This window comes from Nostoc sp. LEGE 06077, assembly GCF_015207705.1.
Lineage (GTDB): Bacteria > Cyanobacteriota > Cyanobacteriia > Cyanobacteriales > Nostocaceae > Nostoc_B.
Genome location: NZ_JADEWI010000009.1, coordinates 94240 through 112886, shown reverse-complemented (window position 1 = coordinate 112886; position 18647 = coordinate 94240). Strand labels below are relative to the sequence as shown.

16 protein-coding genes are annotated in these 18647 nt (G+C 40.9%); 10 read left to right on the top strand and 6 right to left on the bottom strand.

The window, feature by feature from the left end; genetic code table 11:
- Positions 1-435 precede the first annotated feature (435 nt).
- From IQ244_RS09055 to IQ244_RS09045, 3 genes are all read right to left on the bottom strand, one after another.
- Positions 436-1812: a cation:proton antiporter gene (locus IQ244_RS09055; protein WP_193892372.1), complete on the bottom strand. Its 1377-nt coding sequence runs from the start codon at positions 1810-1812 to the stop codon at positions 436-438.
- Positions 1813-1906: 94 nt separating this feature from the next.
- Entirely contained in the window at positions 1907-3169 is a 1263-nt protein-coding gene (locus tag IQ244_RS09050) for a 4Fe-4S binding protein (protein WP_193892369.1), read from the bottom strand.
- Positions 3170-3488: 319 nt separating this feature from the next.
- The gene (locus IQ244_RS09045) at positions 3489-3902 is read right to left on the bottom strand and encodes an EVE domain-containing protein (protein ID WP_193892366.1); all 414 of its coding nucleotides are present in this window, start codon (positions 3900-3902) and stop codon (positions 3489-3491) included.
- A gap of 210 nt (positions 3903-4112) precedes the next feature.
- Between IQ244_RS09045 and IQ244_RS09040 the strand changes: the two genes are divergently transcribed.
- Positions 4113-4856 (top strand): SIMPL domain-containing protein, encoded by a 744-nt coding sequence (locus IQ244_RS09040; RefSeq protein WP_193892363.1) that lies wholly within the window; start codon positions 4113-4115, stop codon positions 4854-4856.
- A gap of 236 nt (positions 4857-5092) precedes the next feature.
- Here the strand turns inward: IQ244_RS09040 and IQ244_RS09035 are convergent, their stop codons facing one another.
- The gene (locus IQ244_RS09035; RefSeq protein WP_193892360.1) at positions 5093-5455 is read right to left on the bottom strand and encodes a single-stranded DNA-binding protein; all 363 of its coding nucleotides are present in this window, start codon (positions 5453-5455) and stop codon (positions 5093-5095) included.
- 415 nt (positions 5456-5870) lie between these two features.
- Between IQ244_RS09035 and IQ244_RS09030 the strand changes: the two genes are divergently transcribed.
- The 4 genes from IQ244_RS09030 (at position 5871) to ribD (ending at position 9871) form a co-directional block, all read left to right on the top strand.
- A complete protein-coding gene (locus IQ244_RS09030; protein WP_193892612.1) occupies positions 5871-6878 on the top strand; it encodes a rod shape-determining protein in 1008 nt (335 codons plus the stop codon).
- A 93-nt stretch (positions 6879-6971) separates the two neighbouring features.
- On the top strand, positions 6972-7808 hold the full coding sequence (mreC, locus tag IQ244_RS09025; protein WP_193892357.1) for a rod shape-determining protein MreC: 837 nt from the start codon (positions 6972-6974) through the stop codon (positions 7806-7808).
- Positions 7808-8422, top strand: a complete 615-nt coding sequence (gene mreD / locus IQ244_RS09020) for a rod shape-determining protein MreD (RefSeq protein ID WP_193892354.1) — start codon at positions 7808-7810, stop codon at positions 8420-8422. Before mreC ends, mreD begins: the two co-directional genes overlap by 1 nt.
- 222 nt (positions 8423-8644) lie before the next feature.
- A complete protein-coding gene (ribD, locus tag IQ244_RS09015; protein ID WP_193892351.1) occupies positions 8645-9871 on the top strand; it encodes a bifunctional diaminohydroxyphosphoribosylaminopyrimidine deaminase/5-amino-6-(5-phosphoribosylamino)uracil reductase RibD in 1227 nt (408 codons plus the stop codon).
- Positions 9872-9916: 45 nt separating this feature from the next.
- Here the strand turns inward: ribD and IQ244_RS09010 are convergent, their stop codons facing one another.
- Together IQ244_RS09010 and IQ244_RS09005 are read right to left on the bottom strand one after the other, a co-directional pair.
- Positions 9917-10132 (bottom strand): hypothetical protein, encoded by a 216-nt coding sequence (locus IQ244_RS09010; RefSeq protein ID WP_193892348.1) that lies wholly within the window; start codon positions 10130-10132, stop codon positions 9917-9919.
- Between the two features lie 447 nt (positions 10133-10579).
- Positions 10580-10966, bottom strand: coding sequence for a 6-pyruvoyl trahydropterin synthase family protein (locus tag IQ244_RS09005; protein ID WP_193892345.1), 387 nt, complete (start codon positions 10964-10966; stop codon positions 10580-10582).
- A 576-nt stretch (positions 10967-11542) separates the two neighbouring features.
- On the opposite strand from IQ244_RS09005, the gene IQ244_RS33190 reads away from it, so the two are divergent.
- The 5 genes from IQ244_RS33190 (at position 11543) to IQ244_RS08980 (ending at position 18640) form a co-directional block, all read left to right on the top strand.
- A complete protein-coding gene (locus IQ244_RS33190; RefSeq protein WP_322746043.1) occupies positions 11543-11692 on the top strand; it encodes a formate dehydrogenase accessory sulfurtransferase FdhD in 150 nt (49 codons plus the stop codon).
- Positions 11693-11762: 70 nt separating this feature from the next.
- On the top strand, positions 11763-12203 hold the full coding sequence (locus IQ244_RS08995) for a hypothetical protein (RefSeq protein ID WP_193892342.1): 441 nt from the start codon (positions 11763-11765) through the stop codon (positions 12201-12203).
- A 280-nt stretch (positions 12204-12483) separates the two neighbouring features.
- On the top strand, positions 12484-15051 hold the full coding sequence (gene mutS, locus IQ244_RS08990; RefSeq protein ID WP_193892340.1) for a DNA mismatch repair protein MutS: 2568 nt from the start codon (positions 12484-12486) through the stop codon (positions 15049-15051).
- Between the two features lie 1113 nt (positions 15052-16164).
- On the top strand, positions 16165-17133 hold the full coding sequence (locus tag IQ244_RS08985) for a terpene synthase family protein (protein WP_193892336.1): 969 nt from the start codon (positions 16165-16167) through the stop codon (positions 17131-17133).
- Between the two features lie 115 nt (positions 17134-17248).
- Entirely contained in the window at positions 17249-18640 is a 1392-nt protein-coding gene (locus IQ244_RS08980; RefSeq protein ID WP_193892334.1) for a cytochrome P450, read from the top strand.
- Positions 18641-18647: the final 7 nt, after the last annotated feature.

The window sequence follows — 18647 nt, the reverse complement described above, 5'->3', positions numbered from 1 at the left end:
TCAGAGATCAATTTTTTGTTTACACAATATTAGAGGCAACACAAATATAACCAGATTTTAGCTGGGTTCAGTCAATTATCGTTAATTTTGGGCTTCGTGATAAATTGATTTGGTGTTTTTTGTTGGTGAGCCAGCAATTTTATCAGGTACAAACTGCTACTCTTTCGCATGGATGTGGCAATATTGACAATTGCTAGTTTCTAGTTCCGATAAACATATGTAGATGAGGATTTGTAATCAGGTAAGATTGGTAACAAATTATTTTTTCAAGGCGAATAATCAATAGCCAAAATGACTAAAAAACAACGATATCAAAGGACGCATATCAAGAAACAGAAGTTTCCTTTAATTAATGAAGGGATGGGGGAATAAGCAAGGATGAAGTAGACAATTTTATTTCCACCTTGTTTCTTCCTCGCCCCCAGTCCCTCATCTTTAATCTTTAATTAATGCCTCAGATTCAGTTGCCACTTTGCTGGAATCGGGAAATACGAAACGTAACAAAGGCGGAGCTAAAAAAGTTGTGAGGATAACCATCATAATAATTGCCGCCCCCAATGGCTTTGAGAGAGCGCCACTAGCAGCGCCGACACCAGCAAATACTAATCCAACTTCACCTCGCGGAATCATACCAACACCGATCGCTAAACGATTGATTTCGGGTTGACCAAAGACGCTCAAACCTGTAATAACTTTACCAATAATGGCTACTGTAATCAGGAAAATAGCCATAATTAGGCCTTCTCTGTTGCTGGGAATAGCTGGGTTTAGCACCCCCAAATCAGTTTTTGCACCAACTGCGACAAAGAAAATTGGCACCATCAAATCAGCTACAGGAATCACTTGCTTTTGCAGTTCTTTGCGCTTATCCGTTTCTTCTAGGACTAAACCAGCGGCAAAAGCTCCCAAAATTGCTTCTAATTGAATGATGGCAGCCAGATATGCCATGACAAAGGCAAAAATAAAGGCGGGAATGACTAATTCTCCCCGTGTTTTGAGTTGATTAGCGATCGCCACAAATGTTTTATTAAAAACATTACCCAGAACAATCGCACCTAACAGAAATGCTGTAGCGCAAATAATTAGGTAAATGACTTTACCTACATCGACTACACCATCTTTCGCCAGACTGGCAACTACTGCTAAAACAATAATTCCTAGTACGTCATCAATCACCGCCGCACCCAGAATAATCTGTCCTTCTTTGGAATTGAGTTTACCAATTTCTGACAATACTTTAGAGGTAATCCCAATACTTGTAGCTGTCAAGGCTGCACCGGCAAAAATTGCTGGTACAGCACTAATCCCAAATAAAGTCATCAAACCTACAGTACCAGCAGCAAAAGGTACGACAACACCTACCACTGCCACAATAGTTGCTTGGATACCCACTGCCATTAAGTCTTTTAAGTTAGACTCCAAGCCAATTTCAAACAGCAAGATAATCACACCCAATTCCGATAACACAGAAATAACTTCTGATTGGGCGGCAAATACCTGGGGTGTGGCTTCTGGAGTCAAACCAGCAGTAGTTTGCAGAAAGGCCATGATGAGAGAACTAGAACTGTCTGCGCCACCTTCAGGAAACACCAACAGGTGCAAAACCGAAACACCTACGATGACACCACCGACAAGTTCGCCTAAAACAGGTGGTAAACCGATGCGGTTGGATAACTCCCCACCAACTTTGCTGGCGAAGTAAATTACCACTAAACTCAGCAGCACAGCCGCTACTACCATAGAACTATCTACGGCTTCTGTTGTGCTGGCCAGCAGGGGAAAAGAAAAGTTGATTACATCTAAAAACTGCATGGTTTCCGCGAAAATCCTTCTCTTTATTTTTACTCTTTTCTGGACAGAGGCTTGTGCTTAACTTGAGAACGGATTAGCAATACTTGCGTATAAATTAAAGATGAGGACGACGCGGCAAAGTTTTGGAGAACCACAATGTACTAAGTAGAACTAATAGTAAATTGTAAATATACTGTATCCACAATGGCGCTAATAAAATTAAAGGACGGCCAGCAAAAATAAAAAAGAAATTAAAGATCCCAAAGGTAGAAATGGTAAAAATTCGATGGCGAATTATATCTGAAGACAGAGTGAGATTACGCCGACGGCAGTAGGCTTTTGCTTGTTTTTCCGCAAAGCGTCCTAAAATATAGGCGATCGCTGTAAATCCTCCCAAGATAATTGGCACAGTAATTATCTTGGGGAGATTAATTTGGTGTCTAAACAGATAAAGTCCTGGACTCAATAGTGTTCCCATCTGGTGAGATTGCCGTACCCAAGCTCCAGAAAAGTAATATTCCCAATTACCTGCATAAAGGTAGTAATCAACAAAGAAACCAATTACTAAACCGCTGTAGCCGTAACGCACAAAAGATTCTGCTGGCTTTTTTAAACTTTCCCAATACCCTCGTTCCGCGTCAATATCAATACAAGAGTTTTGACAGGCTACACAGGCAATCTGTTCTTTACCATCTGGCAAAACAATGCGGCACATCGACTTGCTCATGTCAGCCTTGCTGCTGAATAACCCACTGGGTTGACTATAAATTTTTTCTACCGGAGCCATTGGACAGAAATAATTACACCATGTCTTTCCGCCATAGAGATAGCCAACAATAATAGCCAAAGCAATAGTCAACAACAACCATAATGCCAAAACTAGGCGATCGGCATCAAAAAGTAAAATCCGGCCACATAGTCCAATAAATAACCATCCAAACTGTAGGTAAGGATAATTTTTGCCCAACCAGGATTTTGGACTGACTTTTGCTAACTTGTAGGGTAATTTTCCTGCTTTTTTTTTCTGCCATTGAGACTGACGCTGCCAACCCAAGGCGCGGGGAATCTGTGACAGAAATGAAAGGGGGCAAATGCGTCGCCACAGTTCATGTCCAAAAACAAGTAAAATAAAAATTGATGCAGGTACAATTACTCCCCACATTAAAGTTGTTCCCAGAGAATAAGATTGTCCTGAGAAGCATTTACCCTGTACGTGAATACAGCTATTAGCAAGTTGCTGTGGAATGGAAGTCTGATTTAGTTTAGTCAGTGCTGGAGTCCAGGGGTCGTATAACAGCGAAGCAATGATTACGAGCCATGCGAAAGTTAACAGACAACGCACCCAGTGCATCCAACGTTCAGGTATGCGGAAGAGCATTGATCTATTCCACTCAATAGTATTTTGTTAATCCAGAATTTTGAGCAAATTATGCTAATGCTCTGTGGGAAATCCAACTGAAAATTTTTTATTATAGTTGCGCTTATTATGCTACTTACCTAAATCAGAGAATAATCGTGTATCTACTTAAATCTTTAACCTTTCTTCGTTAATTCGTAGTTCAAAATACTCAATTAACACTTTTTTGCCAACGCCTCATAGTATTTACAACAGATGCAGGTGAATGAGGTAAAAATCTGTAGAACAGAGTTATATACAAAGAGTTTTGCAACCTTGTTCCCCATTCCCTGCTGTAAGTTTAAGTTTCGCTGGCTGTGAGTTTGATGAGGTGTTGCCAATGAACTTCTGAGACAGGGACAACAGATAACCTGGGGAGTCGCAATAAATCAAAGCCGGAAAATTGGTCTTCTTGCTTAATTTGGCCTAGGGTAACAGGCTGAGTGACTGGGTGGACTGCTTGCACCTTGACAACTACTAGCTTGACATCATTGAGGGCTGGGTCTTGGTAAGGCTGAGTGACTATCTCGGCTAAACCTGTGATTTGTCGTTCTTTGCCAGTGTGATAAATCCAAGCTAAATCACCGGGAAGCATTGTGCGAATATGCTTGAGGGCGAGAGCATTTGTCACTCCATCCCACACTGTACTACCATCTCGTTCTAAATCCGCGTAAGAGTATTTATCCGGTTCAGTTTTCAGCAGCCAATACGCCATGACACAATCTCCAGAAGTTTTGCTGTAATTTTTTAGTTTCCAAAAATGTAACAATACCTGTTTTTGACTACAGTAATGTCACAGTAAGAACATACAAATCGTATCGAGCGAACTGACTGTTAACTATTAATGCTTAACAGTTAACGAATGATTGCTGGATGCAGTTTACTTATTAGCATCTGTATATATTTTTCAGAGGAGTGCAAGTTTATGTCTAGAGCCGCTTTGTCTGGTTCTCAGTTTCGTGCTGCAAAGTTGTGGAAATCTCTACCCTTAGCTTTGCTGTTATTCGTCACGCTGATGCTACCCGCATCCGCCCAGGAAAAAGAAAAGTTATGGCGGACTCTGACGGTGAGTGGACGGGGGATGGAATCAGTTCCTACTACTTTGTCACTAGTGAATTTAGGGGTGGAAATTCAAGGTAAAACTGCCCAAGAAGTACAGCAAGAAGCTGCTAAGAGGTCATCGGCTGTAGTTGCTTTGCTCAAAAGCCGCAATGTCGAAAAACTCGAAACTACAGGTATTCGCCTCAATCCTGTTTACAGTTACAACAATAACGTGCAACGAATTACGGGTTATTCTGCTAGTAACACTGTGAGTTTTCGCATCGCCACCGAAAAAGCAGGGACATTGTTAGACGATGCGGTGAAAGCTGGGGCAACGCAAATTAACGGTGTCAGTTTTATTGCGAGTGATGAAGCGATCGCTGCTGCTCGTCAAGTAGCATTAAAAGAAGCAACTCAAGATGCTCAACAGCAAGCTGACGCTGTTTTCAGTGCTTTAGGTCTGAAATCTAAAGAAATAGTCACTATTCAAGTTAATAACGCCAGCGCCCCCCCACCACCTGTATTTTTACGCGCCCAGGCAGCAAAAGTTGCGGAAGATGCTTCTACACCTGTAGTTGGAGGCGAACAGGAAATAGAAGCATCTGTGACGTTGCAAATTAGTTATTAGTTAGGACTTACGCATAAAAACGAAAATCAATGGTATGGGGCAATACGGTTAAGTTAAGAAAGTTTTCTTGTGGAGAACAGGGAACAGGGAACGGGGAACAGTAAAAGACAAAAAAGCTGATCTGAACTGTATTGGGGTATAGGGATCTAGGGGAGGCACTGGTATGTGTATGTATCTAAAACCCTTATACCCCACACCCTTACACCCCTACACCCCATTTTCCCAAACCATCTTTGTTAAAAATTCTCTGGAGACATATCGTTCATACTGCCGTCGCTATCTTGCTTAGAGCCTAATAAATCTAGCTGTTCTACAAGAATAACTGGTGTAGAACGGCTGGCTCCTGTTTGGCGATCGTTCCAGGTGTCAAACTTGAGAGAACCTTTAACAGCAATTTGTTTACCTTTACGCACATAAGTACCAGCAATTTCGGCCGTCTTACCCCATAGTTCTAAGTTGAACCAATCAGGCTCGTCACTATTGCGCGTTCTTCTGTTAACTGCCAGTGTTAATCTACACTTAACCTTACCAGAATCAAAATACTTCATGTCTGGGTCGCCACCTACACGACCAATGAGGTGGACTAAATTAATAGTCATGTGCTTTACCTTTTAGTACTGACGTACTTATTTGTCTTGAATCCTATAATAGCCAATTATGAACTCGCAGAAGAAGAATTCAGAATTCTGTTTTCTGACTCCTTCTCATTAAAAATGTGTTAAAAAGTTAACACCCTTGCAAGCCATATAAATTTGAGCTATTACTTGGGGAAAACTAAAAAACTGTACGGATATACTGAGTTAAGCTGGGAATATCGAAAACGTAAATGTCTCAAATTTAGTCAGTATGGTCAAAACTAAATCAAAAAATGGCCAAGTTTACTAGACTGATGATTAAAAACGTAATAGAATCCAGCACGATTCAATCTAACATTTTTTTATAGTCAAAAAGTATTGCGAATAGGGGGCGTAGAGAAGCGTGGGGCTGTTTAGGAACTTTCGCTCATCATGGGATATGGGTATCGACCTCGGTACTGCCAATACCCTTGTTTATGTATCTGGTAAAGGCATTGTACTGCAAGAACCTTCTGTAGTGGCGATCGATCAAATTGAAAAGGTGGCGCTGGCAGTAGGTGAAGATGCCAAAAAAATGCTCGGTCGCACACCGGAAAACGTGATTGCCTTGCGTCCCTTGCGTGATGGTGTAATCGCTGATTTTGATACAGCCGAGTTAATGCTTAAAAGCTTTATTCAGCGAGTTAATGAGGGGCGATCGCTGATTTTACCTCGGATTGTCATTGGGATTCCCAGTGGTGTCACCGGAGTAGAAAGACGAGCAGTTATGGATGCCGCAGTTCAAGCTGGGGCGAGAGAAGTATATTTAATCGATGAACCAGTAGCAGCGGCAATTGGGGCCGGGCTACCAGTTGCCGAACCCACTGGTAACATGATTATCGATATTGGTGGTGGCACAACAGAAGTTGCTGTGTTAAGTCTCCAGGGTACTGTTATCAGTGAATCAGTCCGCATTGCGGGTGATGAACTCACTGAATCTATTACCCAATATATGAAGAAGGTTCATAACTTGGTGATTGGTGAACGGACTGCGGAAGATATCAAGATTCGTCTTGGTTCTGCCTATCCCACCAACGAAGATAATGAAACCATGATGGAAGTTAGAGGTTTACACTTACTGTCTGGTTTACCGCGAACTGTCACTATCAAAAGCCCAGAAATCCGCGAAAGTATGATGGAACCGTTATCAATTATTGTTGAAGCGGTGAAGCGGACATTAGAAAGAACACCGCCAGAACTAGCATCTGACATCATTGACCGTGGTATTATGCTGGCTGGTGGTGGGGCGCTACTCAAAGGCATAGATACCCTAATCAGTCATGAAACGGGGATTGTGACTCACATTGCGGCTGATCCTCTCTGCTGTGTGGTGCTGGGAACAGGCCGTGTACTAGAGAACTTTAAACAGTTGGAAAGAGTCTTCAGCGCCCGTTCTCGAAATATGTAGGAAAAAATATGGGATATTGGGTTCTATTTGCCTTAGATTTGGGTTTCATATAAATAGAATCCGATATCTATCAAAATATAGAAACAGGTATAAATGGTTACTGTACGTCGTTGGTGGGGTCGCAAAGGATTACAGATTGCTTCGCTGGCCTTTGTACTAGGTGGTGCTTGGATATTACGACAGACTCAAGGGGCAATGCTGCTGGAAGTTTACCAAGTAGTGACGCATCCTTTACAGATTTTGCAATCTGGGCAAACTCCCGAAGAACGTTTAGAGGAACGCCTGAAAGATGCTCAGTTTATGGAGATGCAAACGCGCATCCAAGAACTGGAAAGCCAAAATCAACAGTTACAACACTTATTAGGTTATGTCCAGACTGAGCCAGCTGCATCACGTCCCTTACCAGCGCGGGTAGTAGGGCGGAGTGCGGATCATTGGTGGCAACAAGTTACTCTCAATCGTGGCTCAAATTCTGGCATTCAAGAAGGGTTTATTGTCAAGGCTGAAGGTGGATTAGTTGGTTTAGTAGATACTGTCACCCCAAATACTAGTCGTGTGTTGTTGATTAGTGATCTCAAAAGTCAAGTAGGTGTGACTATTAGCCGCACCTCAGCTAAGGGAGTGTTGCGGGGCGATTCTTCAGCGGAAGCTGTGTTGGAATTTTATGAAAAAGTTCCGAATGTCAAAGTGGGAGATTTAGTTTCGACTTCAACTTACAGCCAAAAATTTCCTTCTGGTTTGGCAGTAGGGAGAATTAAATCTTTAGATTTAAAGAAATTGCCTGCATCAGTTGCGAAAGTTGAACTTTTCCCACCAATTAGGTCATTAGATTGGGTTGCTGTTTATCCAAAACCAACAAACCAACAACAGGAAAACCCAGAGTCGGAACAGCAAGAACAGGCAAATCAACAACTGCAAAAATCAAAATAATGAAGATACCTTCATTTAATGGTCGTAAACAGAAAAAGCCCAAAGCGGCGGAGCGAAAATCTAAAGCGTATCGCAAACCGATCGCCCGTTGGCATCCGCGTGTAGTTCAACTGTTAGATTTGTCTGTAACAGTTGGATCTGTATTGCTATGTTTGCTACTGTTACCGACTCGCTTTCCTGGCACAGAATTGTTGGGCATTGGGCCTAATTGGCTGTTAATTTGGGTAGTGGCTTGGAGTGTCAAACGCTCTGTTTGGGAAGGAGTAGTAGCGGGTATAGTTCTAGGGCTACTTCAAGATGCAATGACATCACCAGACCCGACTCATGCTTTAACCTTGGGTTTAGTAGGACTGCTGACTGGATTAGTGCAGAAGCAGCGATTTATTCAGGAAGACTTTATTTCTATCGCTTTAATTGTCTTTTTAATGGCAATTTTGGCAGAATCAATTTTCGGTTTGCAGTTGAGTTTGACTGGCGATCGCAAAGTAGAATACATCTGGGCTTATTACCAACGGGTTGCCCTAGCCTCAGCCATTCTCAGTAGTCTTTGGGCCCCTATAGTTTACTATCCCCTAAATCTTTGGTGGCAAAAGCGCAAAGCAATCGAGCAATAGTTACAGAGGAAATAATTTTGAGTTTAAGTTTCAGGAGTGAGGAATGATGGGTACAGTCCCTAAATCCTCACTCTTTTTAGTTGATGTCAATGGTCAATAGTTTCGGTGCAATAGTATTTAAGTATGCACCCCGACAGCGAACAGTAGCTCGGAGATATTACTGTTGAGATATCAATTCCAAGTCGGTAACGTGCAGAAGATTGAAAATATTGCCCAAAATTTATGGATAATTCCCCAGTTGTTACTCAGGTAGATACATCACTAAATTACACTCAAAAAGATGGGTTGATAGTGCGATTCTCTTCTGGAGAGGTTGCGCCAACACCAGTGGTATCTAATTCACAAACCCAGGACAGTATGAGCCGTGAAACTGACTTTGACTCCCGGATGATGCAGCGGTGTTTGGAACTTGCCCGCCGTGCGTTGGGGCGCACTTCGCCTAATCCGCTGGTGGGGGCGGTTGTAGTCAAAGATGGCGAGATTGTGGGCGAAGGGTTTCATCCTCGTGCAGGGGAACCTCATGCTGAAGTTTTTGCTTTGAGAGCAGCAGGCGTTGGCGCTCGTGGGGCTACAGTTTATGTTAACCTCGAACCTTGCAACCACTATGGGCGTACTCCTCCTTGTTCGGCAGGGTTGATAGAGGCTGGAGTGGCTAAGGTGGTAGTGGGGATGGTTGATCCTAACCCTTTGGTGGCTGGGGGTGGAATTGCTCGGTTACGTGCGGCTGGTGTTGAGGTGGTAGTTGGGGTAGAAACTGAAGCCTGTCAACAACTAAATGAAGCGTTTGTACATCGCATTCTCTATAAAAAACCTTTAGGAATTTTGAAATATGCCATGACTTTAGATGGCAAAATCGCCACTACTGCTGGTCATAGTGCTTGGGTGACAAATCAAGCCGCCCGCAGTGAAGTACATCAACTACGGGCGGCTTGTGATGCCATCATTGTTGGTGGTAATACAGTCCGACAAGATAATCCTTTCTTAACTAGCCATCAAGTGGGGGCGCATAATCCTTTACGGGTGGTGATGAGTCGTCAACTCAACTTGCCAGAAACTGCTCGCTTGTGGGATACCCAAGAAGCGCCAACGTTGGTTTTAACTGAAGTTGGAGCCAACCCTGATTTACAAAAAACGTTGCTTAAACACGGCGTAGAGGTTATGGAATTACCAGTGCTGACACCCCAACACGCAATGATGCACTTATATGAACAGGGTTTTTGCAGTGTTTTGTGGGAGTGTGGCGGTAATTTAGCTGCAAGTGCGATCGCTCAAGGAGCCGTACAAAAAGTTATGGCTTTTATTGCTCCTAAAATTATTGGCGGTAGTCATGCGCCTACACCTGTCGGTGATTTAGGTTTTACTAGCATGACCGAAGCATTACCATTAGAACGTGTTCGTTGGCGTGTGGTTGGTTCCGATTGCTTAGTGGAAGGTTATTTGCCTCAATAGTCAATGGTCAACGGTCAATGGTCAATGGTTTTGACTATTGACTTCTTAGTAGTGTCGCTCATAAGCGATATCACGAATCAGACTTAGCCGGGATTGAATATAGTCACCGAGAGAATCAATCTCATGGGAATCTAAGAAAACTTGTGTTGTGGTTTGTTTTACTAACCATTGCACCAAGCTAGAATCATCCAGCTGTAAGAGGGTCATGGTTTGGGCGGTTTCAACCACAGACCAAAGCTGACGCAGAATATTAGGAGTCATCAGACCTCATTGAGATTAGCCTAGCTGTTTTTAGATTACACAATTTCGGCCTTAACTTATGGCATGAATGTACAAGCTGAGACAAGTATTATTAAAAAATTAATAATGTGATTTATAACTTTATGAACTTTCAGAAATGCACTATTGCATTTATTTGTTAATAAAAAGTTACTGATACTATGTCTGTATGTCCATCATATTTTATAAATGCCATCCACCCAAAGAAGTATCTTAATTATTTATAGTTTAAAAATGTATTTAATGATCAAAAATAGCTAAAAAATTAGATGAATACTAATAATGTTTTATCCAGTAAGAGGGATGAAGAGGGACTGGAGACTAGAGGCTAGGTAATAGTCCCTCTTACCTTCTGGGCGATGAAACAAGTTTCATTGGGAAGGGCTGATCCCAATTACCAAGATTGTGTACTAACCTATTAACCAATTATTATTCTTCATACTCTACCCAACTATTAGGTGTTTCTGAAACCTGAATTTTTAATTGTACATTTGGTGGCACTCGCTTCTTAGTTTCATCGTAAATGTACTTAGCAATCATTTCCGCAGTCGTCTCATATTCAGGAGGCATAACTTCATTTAAAATGCAGTGGTCAAGTCCTCCTTTTGTGGCATCTTGTTTTGCCCAACGTAAAGTTCTAAAATCAGCCACCATCACTGGATGTGGACAATATTGTGAAGAATGCAGTTGCGTGGAGATGGCTTCAATGCGGACTTGGTAATTATGTCCATGCATCCGACCGCAGGGGCCATCGTAATCTTTGATGTAGTGAGCGCTATTAAAAGAAAATTCTGTTACCACTTTCCATTTGGGCATTTTAAGATTACCTCGTAGCCAATTTAGAGATAAATACTTATCTCTTTTGCTTGCATTTTTTGATTAGTCAGACTTTTATAGTATTGCTTATATATATCGCAAAGTGCTGAGTGCTGTTAGTGGGGCGATATCCAAAGGATGAGCTACTGCACAGATGAATCTGTAGATGGTGCATAGCGTTACAATATTATTTATTTAATGTGCAACTAAAACCAGGGTTAAATCCAGATTTACAGCCTTGGGAACGGCATTTTTAAACTCATAAATAGTGCTTTTGGAGTTTGTGGTAAAGCTAGGATTACAGGTTTAACCTAACAGTCAAGTCTGAGGTTATTTACAGCTTATCTCAACAGTTGCGATCGCAACCAGGTATCTTTATTTCAACAGGTGAGTTATACGCTGCGGCGCTATTTGATGCTCAAGGGGCAATGTTGCACTTGTAAGAGGATGTTGTCCGCCACAATGCTTTAGATAAGTTGATTGGTAACGCCGTACTCAGTGGATGAGTTACCTTTTTATCGTCAGATTGTAATGGGAAGTGATCGTTCTAGTTGTGAGATTTTGTAAAAATCTCTAGTGGCTGGAGTGCCAATTGTGTGTTCTGTTTATGTACTTAGCAGTTTGGCGGTATCTGTTGCCCAAGAATTTGGTATTACTTTAGTAGGATTTTTACGGGGTATAGGCTTCAATATTTATACCAGATGGGATAGAATTCTAGCGGCTTGAGCAATTAGCTTTTTAAAGGCTGAATGTTCTCGTTACTTAATCTTATAGTCGGAAATTAAATTTTTAAATAATGACTACTCTTGAGCAACAGTATACAGTCAGCTTTACTACCAACGCTTGTGTTACTGATAACCCATTCATGGAAAAAACACTCCGAAGTATGCTTCGCTCATTGAATTATCCGTTTCATGAAAAGCTAGTAGCTTTAGATATTGGTAAGCCAGCAGGTAAATACTTAGAACGTCAGACAGGACAAATAGAGGAATTAAGAACGAAATTAGATCAACTGCGAACTGAAGGGATTATCAATCGAGTAGATGAAGTACCGTGGGATGAAGCAATTCAAAGGTCAGTTTTAAAAAAATATTTTGGACGTGATGATATAGAGGTCAAAGATTTTGATGGAGCGCCAATTTACCAATATTTTTTTGCTTTGGAACAGTGTACGGGTGATTATATTCTCCATGTAGATTCTGATGTGCTTTTTTGCCCAGAGGCTTCATCAAGCTAAATCTGCCGTGTCTTAAATGTTGAACCAATAAAAGCCAGAGGGTTGATATGGGTAAGAGTATATTTCTCATAACTCCTACCCAAACTCAAATTTTTGAACTCATTCCTCAGCCCCAAGCAAATACTGTTTCTTAGGAGGTGTTGGCGAAGCCATCGCCTTTTCACCACATTACAAGGCAAAATGGAAACATAAAAAAATCTTGAGCGATCGCAACTCAACACCACATCACGCTATCATCGAGTATTGTGGCTTTTGCGTGCATGACTTCTTGCATCTATCTATGACCGCTTCTGACTCTGACAACCAGTCAACGGAATCTCATCAACCCCCAGCACCTCACGCGGATACGCGATTGGTAGACCGCACTAAGCTGAGTAAAATGTATCAGCATTATGTGGAAGTGAAAGATAAGCATCCTCATGCGCTGTTGCTATATCGGGTAGGGGATTTCTTTGAAACTTTTTTCCAAGATGCGGTGACTGTTTCGCGGGAACTGGAATTAGTTCTCACCAGCAAGCACGGCGGCGAAGCGGGACGAGTGGCGATGACTGGTGTACCTCATCAAGCTTGGGAACGCTACACTACCCTATTGGTGGAAAAAGGTTATGCAGTTGTCATTTGCGACCAAGTAGAGGATGCTTCGGAAGCGGTGGGTTTGGTGCGCCGGGAAGTAACGCGCATCCTCACCCCTGGGACTTTGTTAGAAGAGGGAATGTTAAAGTCTAGCCGCAATAATTATTTGGCGGCGGTTGTCATTGCTGCTACCCATTGGGGTTTAGCTTATGCAGATATATCAACAGGGGAATTTCTCACAACTCAAGGTAGCGATTTAGAACACTTGACGCAAGAATTAATGCGTTTGCAACCTTCCGAGGTGTTGGTTCCCACCAATGCGCCTGATTTGGGTGTGTTGCTGCGTCCTGGGGAAACTTCGCCCCATCTTCCCCAATGTTTACCCCCATCATTTTGTTATAGTTTGCGATCGCAAGTCCCCTTTTCCCAAGGAGAAGCCAGAAGTAAATTATTGCAGAAATTTAAGGTGCGATCGCTTGAAGGTTTGGGCTGTGATCATCTTCCCTTGGCTGTGCGGGCGGCTGGAGGTCTTTTAGAATATGTGGAAGATACCCAAAAGGAAAATACTGTTTCTCTGCAAAGACTCCGCACCTATACACTCACAGACTACTTAATTATTGACCATCAAACCCGGCGGAACTTAGAAATTACCCAAACCGTCCGCGATGGAACTTTTCACGGTTCACTACTTTGGGCGTTAGATAGAACTAGCACCTCAATGGGGAGTCGGGCTTTACGACGTTGGTTATTACAACCACTACTCGATATTAAAGGCATTCGCTCGCGGCAAGATACAATTCAAGAATTAAAAGAAAATACACCTCTACGTCAAGATTTGCGGCAGTTATTACGGCAAATCTACGATTTAGAACGCCTCACAGGACGGGCGAGTTCCGGTACAGCCAATGCACGAGATTTAATCGCCTTAGCTGATTCTCTCTCTCGTTTACCAGAATTAGCCCGTGTAGTCGCTGATGCGGGTTCTCCTTTTTTGAAAGCTTTGCAAAAAGTCCCGCCTGTATTAGAAGAATTGGCACAGAAAATTCAAGCCCACGTCGTCGAAGCGCCACCCATACATTTAAAGGAAGGGGGGCTAATTCGTCCCGGTGTGAATGTATTATTAGATGAGAGAAAGGCGACTGTCGAAGCAGACCACCAATGGATTGCGAATTTAGAAGTAGATGAAAGGGCGAGGACTGGAATCCCGACTTTAAAGGTGGGATTTAACGAAACCTTTGGTTACTACATTAGTATTTCCCGCACCAAAGCCGACCAAGTACCCGCTAACTATATCCGCAAGCAAACCCTGAAGAATGAGGAACGTTACATCACCCCAGAACTGAAGGAACGGGAAGCAAGAATTCTCAGTGCGCGGGATGATTTATATAAGTTGGAATATGAAATTTTTGTTGCGTTGCGCGAAGAAGTCGGCGAACAAGCCGAGGCTATTCGTCAACTTTCTCGTGCTGTGGCTGCGGCGGATGTGTTGTGTGGTTTAGCTGAGTTGGCGGTACAGCAAGGTTACTGTCGTCCCGAAATGATATCGGGACGAGAACTAGAAATTATTGACGGTCGCCATCCGGTCGTAGAACAATCTTTACCAGCCGGTTTCTTTGTGCCGAATTCGACTAATTTAGGAAGTGCTGAAGCAACTGCATTCCCCGACTTAATCATTCTTACCGGGCCAAACGCCAGTGGTAAAAGTTGTTATTTGCGTCAGGTAGGCTTAATTCAGTTGATGGCGCAAATTGGCAGTTTTGTCCCCGTGAAGTCGGCAAAGTTGGGAATATGCGATCGCATTTTTACCCGTGTCGGCGCAGTGGATGATTTAGCAACTGGTCAATCTACCTTTATGGTGGAAATGAATGAAACTGCCAATATTCTCAACCATGCTACATCTCGGTCGTTAGTCTTATTAGATGAAATTGGCCGTGGGACAGCCACTTTTGATGGTCTTTCCATTGCTTGGGCGGTAGCAGAATATTTAGCAATAGAGATTCGTTCCCGGACTATTTTTGCTACTCACTACCACGAATTAAATGAATTGGCGGCAATGTTACCTAATGTTGCTAATTATCAAGTCACAGTCAAAGAATTACCAGACCAAATTATCTTTTTGCACCAAGTTCAACCCGGCGGCGCTGATAAATCTTATGGGATTGAAGCGGGGAGATTAGCAGGTTTACCAGCGGTAGTAATTCAACGGGCGAAACAAGTCATGGGACAAATTGAGAAACACAGTAAGATTGCGATCGGTCTGAAAAATTTAACCTGAGTTTTTAACATAGTGGTATAAATAAGCACGGTAAAAACTCAAGACTGGATGATTTAGCTTCTTTACTACTTGCTTATTCCCGAAAGTGACATAAGAGGGTTATTCCCTGACATACCTGCATTGTTTAAGAGATCTAAAACTAACTCATAAAAACTAAAATTTTTCAACTACTATTAGAAGTAAAATAACTACTACTTAGTATATATTTTATCTTGAGTATTATTTATTACTATAGATATTTGCTTAACCTTGCAACTGCTATTGGAAAGAAACCTGTATTAATATTGAGCTTTTTTATTTTTTTTGATGAATGTTGAGTAAAGAATATATATTGCAATAATATTTATGTCATAAGTTCATGACATTTTAGTATTAACACGTAAAACTTTAGTAATTTTACATACATAAATATTGTGCTGGAAAATGAAATTAATGTAAAATATTTTACATAATAAGTAAAATTGTCAGTTAATTTTATAAGTATTTAGATTATTAATGTAGTTTATTTTACATAGTATAAATAAAATTTAAGCTTACTTTGTAATTCCACAAAATTACAGTTATCTTTTTTATAAAAATATTAAAAAATACTAATATCAGTTGGGTCGTAAAACTGAGATGTTACTTAAACACACTCTCAGGTGAAGTTAAACATAGTGGTGTAAATAATCAGAAAAGAAATTTTACACCGGACAAAATGCTGTGTCAAAGTTAAGAGTGCTGTTCATTCAAGTTTTAGCAATACTGTAGCTGACCTCATCGATATGAGGAGAAACTTTGTTTTGCCTGTCAAGGATATTTAGTTATTTCTCATGAATGACTTAGGTCTGCTATGCGACATACATCATAAGACAAGTTTCAAACTCTGTATGAGATTTTTATAATTCATGCAGATATAAAAATCTGTCTTTAAGATTGGCTGTAGTTTTACAGCTATATTGTTGCACCTAAAAAGCAGAAAAGGTATTGCTAATAATTTAAATATTTAGTGATTGTCTGCATAGAGCGATAGATAACGGTAATTATTACCCTTTAAGTGTCTATTTTGTAATTAGACACTATTAACCATTCCATTTATTTAGAATTAGAACTTTTTAAAACGTCAGAGGAATTATGGAAAAGTTAATTTTCCCCGATTTATACTGTCCATTTCCTTCTCAAATTAATAAGTATGCTGATGTTATGGAGGATTATTCTTTAGAATGGTTGCGTCACTTCGATTTGCTGGCAAATGAATCAGCTTATAAGAGTTTTTCAAAATCGAAATTCTTTTTCTTAGCAGCGGCTACTTACCCTTACTGTGAACTTGAAGATCTCAAGATTACGAGTGACTGGCACACCTGGCTATTTATTTGGGATGACCAATGTGATATGTCAGATCTAGGGCAAAAACCTGAAGTTTTAAAGATTTATCACAAGAGGTTTATTGAAATCTTGCTTGGCGCGAAACTGACCAGCCAAGATATATCTTTAAACCATGCTTTAAGTGATTTGAGACAAAGAATTTTGCAAAGAGGAAATGCAAAATGGTTTGATTACTTTGTTCGCTGCTGTCAAGATTACTTTCAGGGATGTATCTTACAAGCAGAATATCGCGCCCAGAAAATTGTGCCTAGTATTAACACGTACATAATGATCCGTAACTTATGTTCAGCCGTTGATAGTTGTCTCGCCTTAATTGAACTCGGATATCAAATGAAGGTTATTAGTTCTTTAAGAGAACATCACATCTTTAGGCAACTTAATGTAATAACAAACAATATTATTTCTTGGTGTAATGATATTTTTTCTGCTCCCAGAGAAATTGGAAGTGGTGATGTGCATAATTTGGTATTTATATTGCATCATCAAAAGCAAATTAGTCTAGAAAGGGCAATGAAATTTGCGGCTAAAATGCATGATCAAAAAGTGAGAGAATTGATTGCTTTAGAAAAATCCATTCCATCCTTTGGAGAACAAATAGATTATGAAATCGCAAAATACATATCAGGATTACATTCATGGATACGTGGTAATCTAGATTGGTATTTTCAGTCTGGTCGTTATCAGAGTTTAGGAACGCTTGAACTAGCTAATTTCTAAAGACTTTGAAAATTGTGTATTTATCAGAAAAACTAATACTTCTGTGAATAAGAAATGAATCATTCTTATTACTTCAGAAGGGCATAGAAAGGTGTAATTACTTGAGAATACTAAAATGCTATTACCGAATCCTCTTCAGACTCCTTCTTTGATTCAAAAGCTTCAATGGATAGTTGATCCTGTTAACTACATGGAAAGTGCAGCCAAAATATATCCTGATATTTTCACGGCTAATATAGTGGGTTTTGGTTGTCCAGTAGTATTTGTCAACCATCCCAAAGCAATTCAGGAAATTTTTACCAATGATAGAAAGAAGTTTGCTGCTCTTGGCGAAGCAAACAGGATTTTTCAACCCTTAATTGGGAATACTTCAACAATTATGTTGGATGGAGATCGCCACAGACAACGGCGACAATTGTTGATGCCTCCATTTCACGGAGAAAGAATGCAAGCTTATGGTTCTTTAATTTGTGATCTTACTGAAAAAGTATTTAGTGAATTACCGTTAAACAAATCTTTTTCCGCTCGTACTGTAGTACAAGAAGTATCACTATTAATCATCTTAGAAGCTGTCTTTGGTTTACATAAGGGAGAACGTTACTATCAACTCCGGCGTTTATTAGCGTTACTGATGGATGTCTTTAAGTCACCACTTACATCTAGCTTTCTTTTATTACCCTTTTTGCAAAAAGATTTAGGTGACTGGAGTCCTTGGGGCAAGTTTATGCGCCAACGCCAACAGATTGATCAATTGCTTTATGCTGAAATTGCTGAACGGCGGGAACAGCCTGATCCAAATCGCATTGACATTCTTTCGTTATTGATGTCAGCCAGGGATGAAGCAGGTAACGCAATGACTGATCAGGAGTTGCGTGATGAATTAATGACTCTGTTATTGGCTGGTCATGAAACGGCTTCAACAGCTATGGCTTGGGCATTATATTGGATTCATTACCAACCAGAAATCCGGGAAAAATTACTGCAAGAACTTGCTACTTTGGGTAATCACCCAGATCCTATGAGTATTTTCCGATTACCTTATCTAACCAATGTAATTAATGAAACGCTGCGAATATATCCTTTGTTAATGGCAACCTTACCTAGAGTGGCTCAAGAACCCGTTGAATTACTGGGACATCCCATAGAACCTGGTACGGTACTGATTGGGGGTATTTATCTGATTCATCACCGTGATAGTTTATATACAAACCCTGATAAGTTTCAACCAGAGCGATTTCTCAATCACCAGTTTTCTCCCTATGAATATATGCCTTTCGGTGCTGGTGTTCGTCGCTGCTTGGGTGAAGCGTTGGCATTGTTTGAGATGAAATTAGTATTAGCAACAATTTTATCTGGCTATCAACTGGAATTAGAAAGTCAACGACCAGAGAAAGCTCAACGCCGAAGCGTTACTTTGGGGCCAGCCAATGGAGTCAAGATGGTAATTAAAGAGCAGCGTGTACGCCAAAAGCCTCTAGTCTCTATCGCAACGACAACTGCTCTCTAACCTAATC